Here is a 12,889-nt window from a genome sequence, read left to right on the forward strand (position 1 = left end):
GAACTATTGGAACGGACCGTGCCGCGGCGGGCCGCTCCTTCGGTTCCACCGGCGGGCATTGCTAACAAATCGATACAAGTGCGTGACGCGGGGTCACGGAGCGGCAAAGCTTGCCGCGCGCCGCGCTGCTTGATCCCCCGCGGGTTTTTCGCAATGAGTCGGGTTCCCGCGAACGGCAAAAACCAGAAGGTGCGCATGAGCCTCCCGATCACGAACCACGATCCCGGGTTCCGTATTACGCGAGCCAGCCATGTCGTCCTGAGCGTTCGTGATCTTGCGGCGAGCCGGCAGTTCTACGAAAAGGTGATCGGGCTGATCCTGACCGCGGAGGAGGGCGGCGCACTCTATTTCCGCGGCGTCGAGGAGGCCTGTCATCACAGCCTTGTGTTGCGCAAAGGCGAGAGCGCCGCCTGCGCGCGGCTCGGCCTGCGGGTCTTTCAGGACGGTGACCTCGACCGGCTCAAGGCCTTCTTCGAAGCGCAGGGATGCCGGGCCGCCTGGGCCGAAGTGCCGCATCAGGGCCGCACCCTGCATGCGACCGATCCGGCCGGCACGCCGCTGGAGTTCTGCGCGACCATGCCGGTCGAGTCGCGCATGATCACCAAATTCACCCGCCATGCCGGCGGCTCGGCGCTGCGGCTCGATCACTACCAGGTGCTGACGCCGGAGCTGCGCAAGGCGTGCGAGTTCTACACCGCGGCAGGCTTCCGGCTCAGCGAATACATCGCGCCCGCTGATACCTTCGACCTGCGCGGCGTGTTCCTGCAGCGCAAGGGCAATCCGCACGACATCGTGTTCTTCAACGGCGCCGGACCGCGGCTGCATCATTTCGCATTTCTCGCGCCCGAAGTTCATCATCTGCTCAACGCCTGCGATGTCGCCGGCGAGCTCGGCTATGGCGCGGCGGTTGAACGCGGCCCCGGGCGTCATGGGCCGGGACACGCGATGTATGTCTACATGCGCGATCCCGACGGGCATCGCGTCGAGCTGTTCAACACCCACTATCAGATCATGGACATCGAGAACGAGCCGGTCGGCTGGGATCCGTCCGACCACACGATCTCGTTCCCGTGGGGGTTGCCGGCGCGGCAGGCCTGGTTCGAGGAGGCGACGCCGTTCGAAGGTGTCGCGATCCGCGAACCCGAGGTGAAGCCGAAGCCGCTGACGCTCGAGAGCTACCTCGCGAAGTAGCATGTCATTGTCAGCCGATAATCCCATCCATGACGTGGCCATCGTCGGCCTCGGGCCGGTCGGTGCCATCTTCGCCAACCTGCTCGCGAAATCCGGCTTGAGGGTCGCCATCGTCGAGCGCGTTGCCGACATCTACGACAAGCCGCGCGCGATCACGCTCGACCACGAGGCGCTGCGCGTGCTGCAGGCGATCGGGCTCGGCGATTTCATGGAGCAGGCGATCGCCCCGCATAACGGCTCGCACTATCTCGGCGTCGACGGCGAGATCATCAAGATCTTCGACCCGATGCCGCCGCCGTTCCCGCTCGGCTGGATTCCGAACGTGACCTTCGTGCAGCCGGACGTCGAGCAGGCGCTGCGCGACAAGCTCTGCGACTATCCGCATGCCGACATTTTCCTTGCGGCCACGGGCGTGGCGCTGCAGCAGGACGATGGCGCGGTGATGCTGACGGCGCGCCGCGAGTCCGGTGAGGAGTTCTTGATCCGCGCGCGCTATCTGGTCGGCTGCGACGGCGCCAACAGCTTCGTCCGCAAGCAGCTCGGCATCGGCCTCGACGACCTCGCCTTCGATGAATGGTGGATGGTGGTGGACACGCTGACCAGCGATCCCGCCAAGCGGCCGGCCAAGAGCTTTCAGTATTGCTGGCCGTCGCGTCCCGGCACTTTCGTGCCGGGTCCGCGCAATTTGCGACGCTGGGAGATCAAGTTGCTGCCCGGCGAGGACCCCGAGGCGGCCGGCGCGCCCGACAACGTCGTGACGCTGCTCAAGGGTTTCACCGATATCTCCGACCTGACGATCTGGCGCTCGGCGGTCTATCGCTTTCACGCGCTGCTCGGCCGGCGCTGGCGCGACCGCCGCGTGCTGCTGATGGGCGATGCCGTGCACCAGACGCCGCCGTTCCTCGGGCAAGGGCTGTGCGCCGGTATCCGCGATGCGGTGAACCTGGCCTGGAAGTTGCGGCTGGTTCTTCGCGGCGACGCGGGCGGTGCGCTGCTCGACAGTTACGAGATCGAGCGCAAGCCGCATGTCCGCGCCGTCGTCGCCAGCGCCAAGGAGTTCGGCAAGATCATCGGCGAGCTCGATCCGGTGGCCGCCGTCGAACGCGACATGCGGCTGCGCGCCGACCTGAAGGCCGGCAAGGCCGAAACCATCAGGCAGAAATTCATCCCCGATCTCGTCTCCGGCCTGATCGCGCGCGATGCCGCGCTTGCCGGGCGGCTGTTCGTGCAGCCGCATGTGCGCGCGCCGGATGGGCGGACGTGCCGGCTCGACGATCTGCTGCAGCCGGAATTCGCGATCGTGACGACCGCGGCGGAGCGGATGGCGTGGCTGTCGGACGCGTCCGCTGCCGCCTGGCAGCGTCTGTCAGGCGAGCGCGTCGTCATCGCCACATCAGGCGAAAGCGCCGATCGAGGCGGTATCCTGACCGTGATCGAACGCGACAGTTTGTTCGCGGACTGGATGCGGCAGCATGACTCCGCGGCCGTCATCGTGCGGCCGGACCGCTACGTCTTCGGCGCCGCGCGCAATGCCGGCGAGCTCAGTATGCTTGTCGGGCAACTGCTCCAGAACCTCAGCGCAGGGCACTAGTCTTTTCAAGGCTGCGCTTTGTCTGTACCACCGGAAGAAAGAAATTCCGGGGGAAACCAGTGAACAACAATAACGATGCGGCGGAGTATGATTACGTCATCGTCGGTGCCGGCTCGGCCGGTTGCGTGCTCGCCAACCGCCTGAGCGCTGACGGCAAGCACTCGGTGCTGCTGCTCGAGGCCGGCCCGAAGGACAGCAACATCTGGATCCATGTGCCGCTCGGCTACGGCAAGCTGTTCAAGGAAAAATCCGTCAACTGGATGTACCAGACCGAGCCCGAGCCGGGCCTGAACGGGCGGCAGGTGTTCCAGCCGCGCGGCAAGGTGCTCGGCGGCTCCAGCTCGATCAACGGCCTGCTCTATGTGCGCGGCCAGCATGAGGACTATGACCGCTGGCGCCAGCGCGGCAATGCCGGCTGGGGCTATGACGACGTCCTGCCCTATTTCCGGAAGGCGGAAGATCAGCAGCGTGGCTCCAACACCTATCACGGCGCCGGCGGCCCGCTGCCGGTGTCGGATTGGCGGCATCATGATCCGCTGTCGGAGGCCTTCGTGCATGCCGCAGCCGAGGTCGGGATTCCCACCAATCCGGATTTCAACGGCGCGACCCAGGAGGGCGCGGGCTTCTTCCAGACCACGACGCGGCGCGGCCGGCGCGCCTCGACGGCGCGGTCCTATCTGCGGCCGGCGTTGACGCGCGGCAATCTTCATGTCGAGACCTCGGCGCTGGCGCAGCGCATCCTGTTCGACGGCAAGCGCGCGAGCGGCGTCGCCTACAAGCAGAACGGGCAATTGCGCAAGGCCAAGGCGCGCAGGGAGGTGCTGGTATCGAGCGGTGCGTACAACTCGCCGCAATTGTTGCAGCTCTCCGGCGTCGGCCCTGCCGATCTGTTGAAGCAGCACGGCATCGACATCGTGCTCGATGCGCCCGGCGTCGGCAACGACCTGCAGGACCACATGCAGGTCCGCATCGTCACGCGCTGCGCGCAGACCGTCACGCTGAACGACGTCATCAATCATCCCGTGCGCCGCGTCATGGCGGGCCTCCGCTACGCCGCGCTGCGCAAGGGGCCGCTGACGATCGCCGCCGGCACCTCGGGCGCGTTCTTCAAGACCAGCCCGCGGCTTGCCTCGCCCGACATCCAGATCCACTTCCTGCCGTTCTCGACCGACAAGATGGGCGAGCAGCTGCATCCGTTCTCGGGCTTCACGGCCTCGGTCTGCCAGCTGCGTCCGGAGAGCCGCGGTTCGCTGAAGATCAGGAGCGCGGACCCGGGCGTGCCGCCGGAAATCCGCATCAACTATCTGGCGACCGAGACCGATCGCCGCGCCTTCATCGACGGCATCCGTATCCTGCGCAAGATCCTGGCGGCACCGGCGCTGAAATCCTATTCAGTGGGCGAGGTCGATCCCGGCGCCAAGGTGGTCAGCGACGACGACCTGCTCGATTTCTGCCGGCGCACCGGAAGCACGGTCTATCATCCGACCTCGACCTGCCGGATGGGCAACGATCCGCTCGCGGTGGTCGACCAGCGGCTCAAGGTGCGCGGCATCGAAGGTCTGCGCGTGGTCGATGCGTCCGTCATGCCGGACCTGATGTCGGGCAACACCAATGCGCCGACGATCATGATCGCGGAGAAAGCGTCGGACATGATCCTGGAGGATGCGAGGTAGGACGCCATCCGTCATCCTGAGGAGCGCGTAGCGCGTCTCGAAGGATGCACGGCCCCGGTCTGACGGCTCGGAAAGCTCCGGGCCGTCGACCCTTCGAGACGCGCGCAAGAGCGCGCTCCTCCAGCGACAAAGGCGAAGCCTTTGCGCGGTGACGGTGATAGAGTGGGCGACTGGACGTCAGCCCTTATACGCGCGCACCCGTGCGACCATCTGCTCGACATGGGCGATCGGCGTCTCGGGGAGGATGCCGTGCCCGAGATTGAAGATCATCCGCCCCTTGCCGAAGTTCTCCAGCACATCGTCCACCGCGCGGTCGAGCGCGGCGCCGCCGGCGATCAGGGCCAGCGGATCGAGATTGCCCTGCACCGCGACGCGGCTTTGCACGCGCTCGCGGATCATCGACGGCTCGGTGGCCCAATCGATCGAGACCGCATCGACGCCGGTTTGCTCGATATAGGCCGGCAGCATGCCTGCCGCGCCGCGCGGGAAGCCGATGATCCTGGCATCGGGGACCTGCTTGCGCACCCCGGCCACGATGCGCCGGGTCGGCTCGATCGCCCAGCGGGCGAACTCGCGCGGCGGCAGCACGCCGGCCCAAGTGTCGAAGATCTGCAGGCAGTCGGCACCGGCCTTCAACTGGCCGACGAGATAGTGGATCGAGTTCTCGACCAGCACGTCGATGATCTTGGCGAACGCATCCGGATGGCGGTAGGCAAGCATCCGCGCGGGTGCCTGGTCCGGCGTGCCCTGTCCGGCCACCATGTAGGTCGCAACCGTCCACGGTGCGCCGCAGAAGCCGATCAGTGCGATCTCGGGGGCGAGTTCGCGACGGACGCGGCGCAGTGCTTCAAAAACCGGCTCGAGCGTGTCGAAGTTGGCATCGGTTGCCAACGTCGCGATTTCGCCGGGCGTTGCCAGCGGATCGAGCCGCGGTCCTTCGCCGGCCTCGAAGCGCACCGAGCGGCCGAGCGCGTAGGGGATTACCAGGATGTCGGAGAAGATGATCGCGGCGTCGAAGTTGAACCGGCGGATCGGCTGCAGCGTGACCTCGGCGGCGAATTCGGGCGTGAAGCAGAGATCGAGGAAGCCGCCGGCCTTGGCGCGCAGCTCGCGATATTCCGGCAGATAGCGGCCGGCCTGCCGCATCATCCAGAGCGGCGGCACGGCCTGGCGGTGGCCCGATAGCACGTCGATGAGCGGCTTCTTGGTGGGATCCTGGGGCACGCGGATAGTTCCTGATCACGGTCAAATTTGCGCCCCTGATACACGCTGCAGCGCAATGGGCCAAGGCGGTTCTGGAACCCCCCTTTGCGCGGCCGCGTTGTCCCCCGAATGGAGGGACGACATGGCCGACAAATTCGATCCTGCCCCGCACGACAAGCATGCCGAGAAGCCGCACGAGGCGCAGGCTGCCGACCGCAAGGCCCGCACCCGGCTGAAGGAGGGGCTCGAGGATACCTTCCCGGCCTCCGATCCGGTCAGCGCCACGCAGCCCGCGCCGTCAAAGCACGACGGCAATCGGGACAATTAGCTGGTGTATGCCAGCGCCTGCTAACCACGATGCCAAGAGAGTTCCACATGCGGCGAACTATTCGCCGCGGAGCGATGGCCCGGAGCACCGGGCCCGTCCGCATACCGTGATCGCCGGGATAGTCTAGACGGGGCCGCTTGCGGGGCGCTGCATCCGGTCAGATTCGAAGGTCACGCCGAGCCGGCGCTCCAGGCGCCAGGCCACAATGCAGTGCCGCCGGATCGGTTCGCTCTCGATCTCGAGGTCGAACGCGAGCGGGATTGCGACGTCGCTTTCCACGGCGAGCCCCGCACCGCCGGTCGAGAGGTTGAGCACAAGACATCCGACACTGCTGTTGCGGAAGAAGATCGTCCCGCGCTTCAGCAGGATCGTTCGTTGGCTGTCGGTCTTGTATCTTATCGTTGTGCTCACGGCAGTCTCCTACCCCCGATGTGATGCCCGTCGCGATCGGTCCCCTCAAGCGCGATGGTCGCGCTTTCGCTTCTTTGTTCGAGCATGATCTCCGCGCAAACGCTTTGCGTTTGTCGCGAGGGAAAACCGCTTCGTACTCTTCCGGATCATGCTCTAGTTCACCAGCACGGCGCCATCGCAGCGGATGCCCAGCACCCAAACGTCGACCTGGCCGAGCCCTATGCCGAGCGTCGCGAGCAGCGACGCGAGCACCTGATCGACTGAACTCGTCACGCCGTTCAGGATGCTCATGACGAGCGCCCCCAATCCCGGGATCGGCAGCCCGAGCGGGCCGAGATTGATGGTCAGCGAGAGGTCGCCGAGCAGACTTCCTGTCAGCGATGAAAGGAAGTTGGTCGTCGTCACCGTCTTCTTGGTGCCCGACTGGATGTCGCTGTAGCTGAAATTGACATTGGTCGGCGTGGTGTTGCCCATGCCGGCATGGGCGAGGCCGGTGACGGTGGCGAGACCAAGGTTGACCAGTGTCGCCGGCGGCGGATTGGGCTTGGTCGTGAAGTTGGTCATGTCGGCGATCGTGACGTTGCCGATCCATGCATCCACGATCCCAGGCGTCACGCCGATCGTGACCTGCGAGGTGTTGATGTTGGGGTGGCCGCAGGACACCGCGTTGAGTGTCGCGGTACCCGAGGCGACCTCGACATAGACCGGGAGATTGATCGCAGACACGGTGCCGGAGCCGAGCACATTGATCGTCGCCAGGATCCTGGTCTGCGCGGTGTGGACGCTCACACCCTGGGTGCCGATCGCGATCCAACTCGAGCCGACCGGTCGCTCGCCGATCGTTGCGATCACGGAGACGTTGGCGATGCCGGGCAGGCCGAGATTGATCGAGGTCGCGATCTGATGGTTGCCGTTGGCGATCTGGGCCACCGTGGAAATCAGGTCGAACACCGAAACGCTGGCGCCGACCTTGGGTTTCTGCCCCACCGTGAGATTGGCGAAGGGACCGAGGTCGACCAGCGTGCCCGGCGAAATCTTGGTGGTGGAGCCGGTGACGGCCTGGGAGATCGTCGACAGCGCGGTGGTCGCCGCGTTGGCGCCGTTGGTGATCTGCTGGGTGGTCAGCGCCGACGCGACGATGTCGCCGACCTTGATGTTGCTGCTCAGCAGGTCGCTATAGGTGACGCCGGTCAGGTTGACCCGGGTCGCCAGTGCCGACAGGAAATCCAGTGCGTCGATCTTGGCGCTGATCAGCGCGTTGTAGTCCATCACCGAGAGCGACAGCGTGGTGCCGAGCATCGAGCCGAGCAGCGCATTGAGCGCGCCGCCGTTGACCGAGAGCAGCCTCGACCCGATCGCGAACGAGGCCATTTCGGTCGATGTCGCGGTGGCGGTCGTCTTGATGGTGAAGCTGTTCGCGCCGGTGAGGTACCGCGCGAAGTAGAGCGGGGTCTGGGTGTTCAGCGTGACCCGCGCGGCGTTGGGAGTGCCGACCGCCGGGGTCACGAAACGGGCCTGCGGCGCGATGGCGCTGTTTGCGGTGTAGGTTCCTGTCTCGACCTTGACCAGCGCACTGGCCGGGTACTTGTTCTGCGTAACCGTCGCGGTGGCGGCGTTGACCGGATTGTTCAGGTTGGCGGCGGCGACGATCGCGGCGAGATCGGCGGTGCTCTGCGTCTTGCGCCGGTCGGCGAAGATCGTGCCGAGATCGATGGCGAGCCCGGCGCACCCGATCAGGAGCGTCATCAGGCCGGCGCTGATCATCGCGAAGTTTCCTCGTTCGTCGGCGCCGAAGCGCCGCATCAGCATGAGGACGCCTCTCATCCTAGAATCCCCCGTACTGAATCGCCGCGGAGCGGACGATGGTGCTCGCCGGGGCGGGGACGAAGGGCAGCTTGTAGATGAAGTTGCCGGCCGCGTTGTAGTTGACCGTCACGACGTAGACGTTGGCATTCGATGGAGACGGCGCGGCATTGACCGTGAGATTGCCGGGAACGAGCAATGGATAGGTCGACGCGTTGGCGGTGACATAGCTCGTCGCGAGGCTGTTGCGTTCGGTGTCGGTCATTCCCGCGATGGATGACCGCGCCGCTTCGGCGGCGAGTTGCTGAACGCCATGCACCATGGCGAGATACGAGCCGAAGACGATGATGCCGAAAATGAAGGCAAGAAACAGCGGCAGCATCAGCGCGAATTCGACGGCGGACGCACCGCTTCGGCAGCGAAAAAAACTGGTCATTGCAACACACCTCGAAACGCCAACGACGACGTCACGTTGCGAGGCTTTGATTAAGGAAAACTATGAAAACGCTTTCACGAATCAGCGGCCGCAATTCAGACTTATCGGGTCAGTGAAGCATTATGGGGCGATCAGAATATTTGATGCGATACCCGCAAAAACCCGGGGTGTGGTGCGGTTGAGGTGCTGCAGCGTGTGGAGATGTAGTTGTTGGATACCGTGATATGCGGAGCAATGCACGTAACAATACATATGACCTGCAATATCAGTGCCTTGGCGGGTAATTGTGGCTAAACGAAAGTGCAACCAAATGTTAGTATAGCCTGATGGCATACTGTGGAGATTGGAATTGCGTCCCGTGCTGAGACTGGAGGGCTCGCGATGCATAGACCGCGTCAGCATTTGAATATTCCTACTGAAATCGTTCGTACCGTCGTTGCGATCGCGGAGACAGGCAGCCTGTCGAAAGCCGGGGAGCGTCTCGGCCTCAGCCAGCCGGCGATCAGTTCGCAGGTCAAGCGCCTGCAAAGCCTGATTGGTGGCGCACTCTTCGTCAGAACCGCAAACGGCACCACGACCACCGAGCTCGGCAAGGTCGCCGTGCAGCAGGCGAGGCGCATCCTCGAAGCCAACGATCAACTGCTTCGGCTCGGCGGCAATCATGAAGGACCCCAGCCGTTGCGGCTGGGAATCAGCACGATGCTCGCGGAGGAATTCCTGAAGCTGCATCCCTCCGATGCACTCGCCGACGTTCTGCTGCACGCCGACATGTCACCGGCCGTCATCAGGGGGGTGATCGACGGCTACATCGACATCGCGTTCGTCTACAGCAACCCTTCGCAGGAGAACGAAGACGAGGTGACGATCGCCGCCGAAGCCGAGGAGCGGTCGGTGTGGGTGCGATCGCGCGATTTTGTGCTGCGGCCGGGCGCCCCGATCCCGATCCTGGCCTGGCCAGGTGACGACTGGATGATCCGGACGCTCACCAAGCACAACATCACGTACAAGATCGTGTTCAGGAGCCCGAACCACCAGCTGCGACTGGAAGCCGCCCGGGCCGGGTACGGCCTGACGGCGTGCCCCGAGCGGATGATCCCGTCCTCGCTGATCTCGGCGAAGGACTATTATCTTCCGGAGCTTCCGTTGCAGAAGCGCCTGCTGTGCGTTCGCCCTGGTCTCGAAGGCAGCCGCGCCACGGCGATGGTGCAGCGGTTGTCCAGCCTGTTCTTCAGCGGCGCGAAGCCGATGCGTCAGGTGAGCAACATGTAGCTGGTGCTGCCGCGGTCCGGCGGCACCGATCAATAGTGCGGTGGGCGTTCGTTGGCGGGGCCGGGCGCCTGGCGTTCGGCCTCCTGAAGCCGGTCGCGCAACTCGGCGATCTGGCGCGTCAGCGCGTCGATCTGCTTCCATTGTGCCGTGATGGTCTGGTTCAGCGTCTCGATGGCCTCGTCCTGATAGGTCAGGCGAACCTCCAGCGCATCGATCCGCTCGCTCAGCTTGGCCGTGTCATTCATGGACGGCAGCCTCGCAGGGGGTACTCTCGCGCTCCGCGTCGCTCGAACGCGCACCCGCACGCTCGCGCAGGCCGTGGCCGAGCGCGACACGCTCGTCGAACACAAAACAGTCGCCGCGCCAGCGGCTGTCCAGCTGCGGGGTTTCCTCGAGATATTTCAGAATGCCGCCCTTGAGGTGATAGACCTCGGCAAAACCTTGCGCGAGCAGATAGGCGCTGGCCTTCTCGCAGCGGATGCCGCCGGTGCAGAACATCGCAATCCTGCGGTGCTTGGCCGGATCGAGGTGCCGCGCCGCAAATTCCTTGAATTGTCCAAAGCTCGCGATCCTGGGATCCACCGCGCCTTCGAACGTGCCCATCGCGACCTCGAACGCGTTGCGGGTATCGAGCACCATGATGTCAGGCGCGGCGATCAGCTCGTTCCAGTCGGCGGCATCGACATAGGTGCCGACCTGCCGCGTCGGATCGACCGTGGTGTCGCCGAGCGTGACGATCTCCCTTTTCAGCCGCACCTTGAGCCGCTGGAATGGCATCTGCGCCGCTTCGGAGAACTTCAGCTCGAGATTGTCGAGGCGGCCGCCGAACAGTGCTCCGTGCCTGAGCTCCGCAACGAAGTCATCGATGGCTTGGCCGGTGCCGGCAATGGTGCCGTTGATGCCCTCATGGGCGAGCAGCACGCTGCCCTTGAGATCGAGCGCGGCGCAGAACGCGCGCAGCGGCTCGCGCAGCGCGCGGAAGTCCGGCAGCGCGGCGAACTGGTAGAAGGCGGCGACCTTGAAGGGCATCGCCGGGGTTTATCAGGCCGGCCAGGCCGGCGAAACCCGCAAAGCCATGCATTGTCGGGATAATTCCCCTGGCATGCCAGGCATTGCTCAGCCGGGGATGAGTGTGCCATGTACTTTGTACTCCCTTGGCATCATCCGCCGCAGCCGCATCAGACCATCACGATCAAGCGAGCACTCCGTTATGAGGAATTTCCATTTCGCCGGCCGTTCCACGGTCCACGCCCAGAACGCGATGGTGGCGACGTCGCATCCGGAAGCGGCGCTCGCGGCCATCGAGGTGATGCGCGAGGGCGGCACGGCCGCCGACGCGGCGGTTGCAGCCTGTGCGCTGCTCGGCGTCATCGAGCCGCAATCGACCGGCATCGGCGGCGACTGCTTCGCGCTGATCCAGCCGAGGGGGGAAGGCAAGATCACCGCCTATAACGGCAGCGGCCGGGCGCCGATGGCGGCGACCGCCGACTGGTATCTCGAGCGCAAGATCCATTCGGTGCCGCTGACCTCGGCACATGCGGTCAGCATTCCCGGCGCGGTCGATGCCTGGGACGTGATCCTGAAGGACCACGGCAAGTTCGGCTTCGACCGGCTGCTGCAGCCCGCGATCAAGGCCGCCGAAGAGGGCTACGTGGTCGCGCCGCGCATCGCCTTCGACTGGAAGAACGGCTTCGAGAAGCTGAAGAACGGCACCAACACCGAGCGCTATCTGTTGCCGCACGGCAGGCCCGCGGTTGCCGGCGACGTGATCCGCCAGCCCGAGCTCGGCAAGACGCTGCGCGCGATCGCGCAAAAGGGCCGCGACGCCTTCTATAGCGGCGAGATCGCCGCCGACATGGTCGACACGCTGCGCGGCATCGGCGGCCTGCACACGCTCGAGGACTTCGCCGCGCACTCGACCGAGGCGACCTCGCCGATCGGCACGATGTACAAGGGCTACGACGTCTGGCAGTGCCCGCCGAACGGCCCCGGCATCACCATGCTGGTCATGCTCAACATCCTGTCGCGCTTCGACCTGACCAAGTTCAAGCCGCTCAGCATCGAGCGCTTCCATCTCGAGGCCGAGGCGGCACGCATCGCCTACATGATGCGCGAGCAGCATATCGGCGATCCCCAGCACGTGCATGTCGACGTTGCCGGCATCCTCGCCAGGGAATTCGCCGAAGAGCACATCAAGAACATCCGGATGGACCGGCTGCTCGAACTGCCGAACGTCGCGCCGCCGATGAATCCGTCGACGGTCTACATCACGGTGGTCGACAAGGATCGCAACGTCTGCTCGTTCATCAATTCGATCGCGCATTCGTTCGGCTCGGCGATCGTCTCCAACAAGACCGGCGTCCTGCTGCAGAACCGCGCCGGCGGCTTCCGCATCCAGCCCGGACATCCGAATTGCATCGCACCGGGCAAGCGTCCGCTGCACACCATCATCCCGGCGCTGGTCACCAGGAACGGCCGTGCGCTGATGCCGTACGGCGTGATGGGCGGGCAGTACCAGCCGGTCGGCCAGACCCGTGTGCTGACCAACATGCTCGACTATGGCTGCGACATTCAGGAAGCCATCGATATGCCGCGCGGCCTGCACTACGAAGGCGTCTACCAGCTCGAGGACTCTGTGCCGGCGGAGATCGTCGAAGGCCTGAAGAAGATCGGTCACAAGACCACCAGCGTGGTCGCGCCGCTCGGCGGCGGGCAGGGCATCTGGATCGATTGGGACAAGGGGACGCTGACGGGCGGCTCCGACCCGCGCAAGGACGGCTGCGCGCTCGGCTACTGATTGTCGCGGGCGATCAGGGGCCGGCGCAAACAAGGTTGTTGTCGCGGGGGGTGCTAGTCCTGCCCGACGGAAGCCCGTCACCGGCATCACCTACTCGTATCTGGCGGCGCAACTGATCGGTGATCTCATCGCGAGCGCGTCGTCGCCATTGCTCGGCGATTTTGCGCTGGACCGCGACGCCGGCATG

12 protein-coding genes are annotated in these 12,889 nt (G+C 65.0%); 6 read left to right on the forward strand and 6 right to left on the reverse strand.

Going from position 1 to position 12,889, the window contains the following annotated elements; genetic code table 11:
• The first annotated feature begins 195 nt into the window (after positions 1-195).
• Genes ACVWZM_RS28550 through ACVWZM_RS28560 form a run of 3 tightly spaced genes read left to right on the forward strand, consistent with a single transcriptional unit; the run spans position 196 to position 4,455 of the window.
• Positions 196-1,191 carry a VOC family protein gene (locus tag ACVWZM_RS28550; RefSeq protein ID WP_456855407.1) on the forward strand — a complete coding sequence of 332 codons (996 nt, stop codon included), beginning with the start codon at positions 196-198 and terminating at the stop codon, positions 1,189-1,191.
• A 1-nt stretch (position 1,192) separates the two neighbouring features.
• Complete coding sequence (gene mhpA, locus ACVWZM_RS28555) at positions 1,193-2,782, forward strand: bifunctional 3-(3-hydroxy-phenyl)propionate/3-hydroxycinnamic acid hydroxylase MhpA (RefSeq protein ID WP_456855408.1); 1,590 nt, start codon at positions 1,193-1,195, stop codon at positions 2,780-2,782.
• A gap of 59 nt (positions 2,783-2,841) precedes the next feature.
• On the forward strand, positions 2,842-4,455 hold the full coding sequence (locus tag ACVWZM_RS28560; protein WP_057016931.1) for a GMC family oxidoreductase: 1,614 nt from the start codon (positions 2,842-2,844) through the stop codon (positions 4,453-4,455).
• 177 nt (positions 4,456-4,632) lie between these two features.
• On the opposite strand, the gene hemE is transcribed toward ACVWZM_RS28560, so the two are convergent.
• Positions 4,633-5,679 carry a uroporphyrinogen decarboxylase gene (hemE, locus tag ACVWZM_RS28565; protein ID WP_057016932.1) on the reverse strand — a complete coding sequence of 349 codons (1,047 nt, stop codon included), beginning with the start codon at positions 5,677-5,679 and terminating at the stop codon, positions 4,633-4,635.
• Between the two features lie 121 nt (positions 5,680-5,800).
• On the opposite strand from hemE, the gene ACVWZM_RS28570 reads away from it, so the two are divergent.
• Positions 5,801-5,986, forward strand: a complete 186-nt coding sequence (locus ACVWZM_RS28570) for a hypothetical protein (RefSeq protein ID WP_028333252.1) — start codon at positions 5,801-5,803, stop codon at positions 5,984-5,986.
• 123 nt (positions 5,987-6,109) lie between these two features.
• Here the strand turns inward: ACVWZM_RS28570 and ACVWZM_RS28575 are convergent, their stop codons facing one another.
• The 3 genes from ACVWZM_RS28575 to ACVWZM_RS28585 all read right to left on the reverse strand — a co-directional run bounded on the left by ACVWZM_RS28575 (position 6,110) and on the right by ACVWZM_RS28585 (position 8,636).
• Complete coding sequence (locus ACVWZM_RS28575; protein ID WP_229189556.1) at positions 6,110-6,397, reverse strand: PilZ domain-containing protein; 288 nt, start codon at positions 6,395-6,397, stop codon at positions 6,110-6,112.
• A gap of 153 nt (positions 6,398-6,550) precedes the next feature.
• Complete coding sequence (locus ACVWZM_RS28580) at positions 6,551-8,221, reverse strand: pilus assembly protein TadG-related protein (RefSeq protein ID WP_076826093.1); 1,671 nt, start codon at positions 8,219-8,221, stop codon at positions 6,551-6,553.
• Position 8,222: 1 nt separating this feature from the next.
• Positions 8,223-8,636: a TadE/TadG family type IV pilus assembly protein gene (locus ACVWZM_RS28585; protein ID WP_057016934.1), complete on the reverse strand. Its 414-nt coding sequence runs from the start codon at positions 8,634-8,636 to the stop codon at positions 8,223-8,225.
• 381 nt (positions 8,637-9,017) lie between these two features.
• Between ACVWZM_RS28585 and ACVWZM_RS28590 the strand changes: the two genes are divergently transcribed.
• Positions 9,018-9,905: a LysR family transcriptional regulator gene (locus ACVWZM_RS28590; RefSeq protein ID WP_229189553.1), complete on the forward strand. Its 888-nt coding sequence runs from the start codon at positions 9,018-9,020 to the stop codon at positions 9,903-9,905.
• Positions 9,906-9,934: 29 nt separating this feature from the next.
• Here ACVWZM_RS28590 and ACVWZM_RS28595 read toward each other — a convergent pair whose 3' ends face one another.
• The gene (locus ACVWZM_RS28595) at positions 9,935-10,150 is read right to left on the reverse strand and encodes a SlyX family protein (RefSeq protein ID WP_028333247.1); all 216 of its coding nucleotides are present in this window, start codon (positions 10,148-10,150) and stop codon (positions 9,935-9,937) included.
• The gene (trhO, locus tag ACVWZM_RS28600) at positions 10,143-10,934 is read right to left on the reverse strand and encodes an oxygen-dependent tRNA uridine(34) hydroxylase TrhO (RefSeq protein WP_253625553.1); all 792 of its coding nucleotides are present in this window, start codon (positions 10,932-10,934) and stop codon (positions 10,143-10,145) included. The genes ACVWZM_RS28595 and trhO overlap by 8 nt, the downstream gene beginning before the upstream one ends.
• Positions 10,935-11,115: 181 nt before the next feature.
• On the opposite strand from trhO, the gene ggt reads away from it, so the two are divergent.
• Complete coding sequence (gene ggt / locus ACVWZM_RS28605) at positions 11,116-12,702, forward strand: gamma-glutamyltransferase (protein WP_076826098.1); 1,587 nt, start codon at positions 11,116-11,118, stop codon at positions 12,700-12,702.
• Positions 12,703-12,889: the final 187 nt, after the last annotated feature.

The organism is Bradyrhizobium sp. USDA 4501, from assembly GCF_054062115.1.

What these genes read in the sequence shown, in the direction of transcription:
- ACVWZM_RS28580 (WP_076826093.1), bottom strand. Translation starts at nt 8,221, where the DNA reads ATGAGAGGCGTCCTCATGCTGATGCGGCGCTTCGGCGCCGACGAACGA.
- trhO (WP_253625553.1), bottom strand. Translation starts at nt 10,934, where the DNA reads ATGCCCTTCAAGGTCGCCGCCTTCTACCAGTTCGCCGCGCTGCCGGAC.
- ACVWZM_RS28570 (WP_028333252.1), top strand. Translation starts at nt 5,801, where the DNA reads ATGGCCGACAAATTCGATCCTGCCCCGCACGACAAGCATGCCGAGAAG.
- ACVWZM_RS28550 (WP_456855407.1), top strand. Translation starts at nt 196, where the DNA reads ATGAGCCTCCCGATCACGAACCACGATCCCGGGTTCCGTATTACGCGA.
- mhpA (WP_456855408.1), top strand. Translation starts at nt 1,193, where the DNA reads ATGTCATTGTCAGCCGATAATCCCATCCATGACGTGGCCATCGTCGGC.
- ACVWZM_RS28590 (WP_229189553.1), top strand. Translation starts at nt 9,018, where the DNA reads ATGCATAGACCGCGTCAGCATTTGAATATTCCTACTGAAATCGTTCGT.
- ACVWZM_RS28595 (WP_028333247.1), bottom strand. Translation starts at nt 10,150, where the DNA reads ATGAATGACACGGCCAAGCTGAGCGAGCGGATCGATGCGCTGGAGGTT.
- ACVWZM_RS28585 (WP_057016934.1), bottom strand. Translation starts at nt 8,636, where the DNA reads ATGACCAGTTTTTTTCGCTGCCGAAGCGGTGCGTCCGCCGTCGAATTC.
- ggt (WP_076826098.1), top strand. Translation starts at nt 11,116, where the DNA reads ATGAGGAATTTCCATTTCGCCGGCCGTTCCACGGTCCACGCCCAGAAC.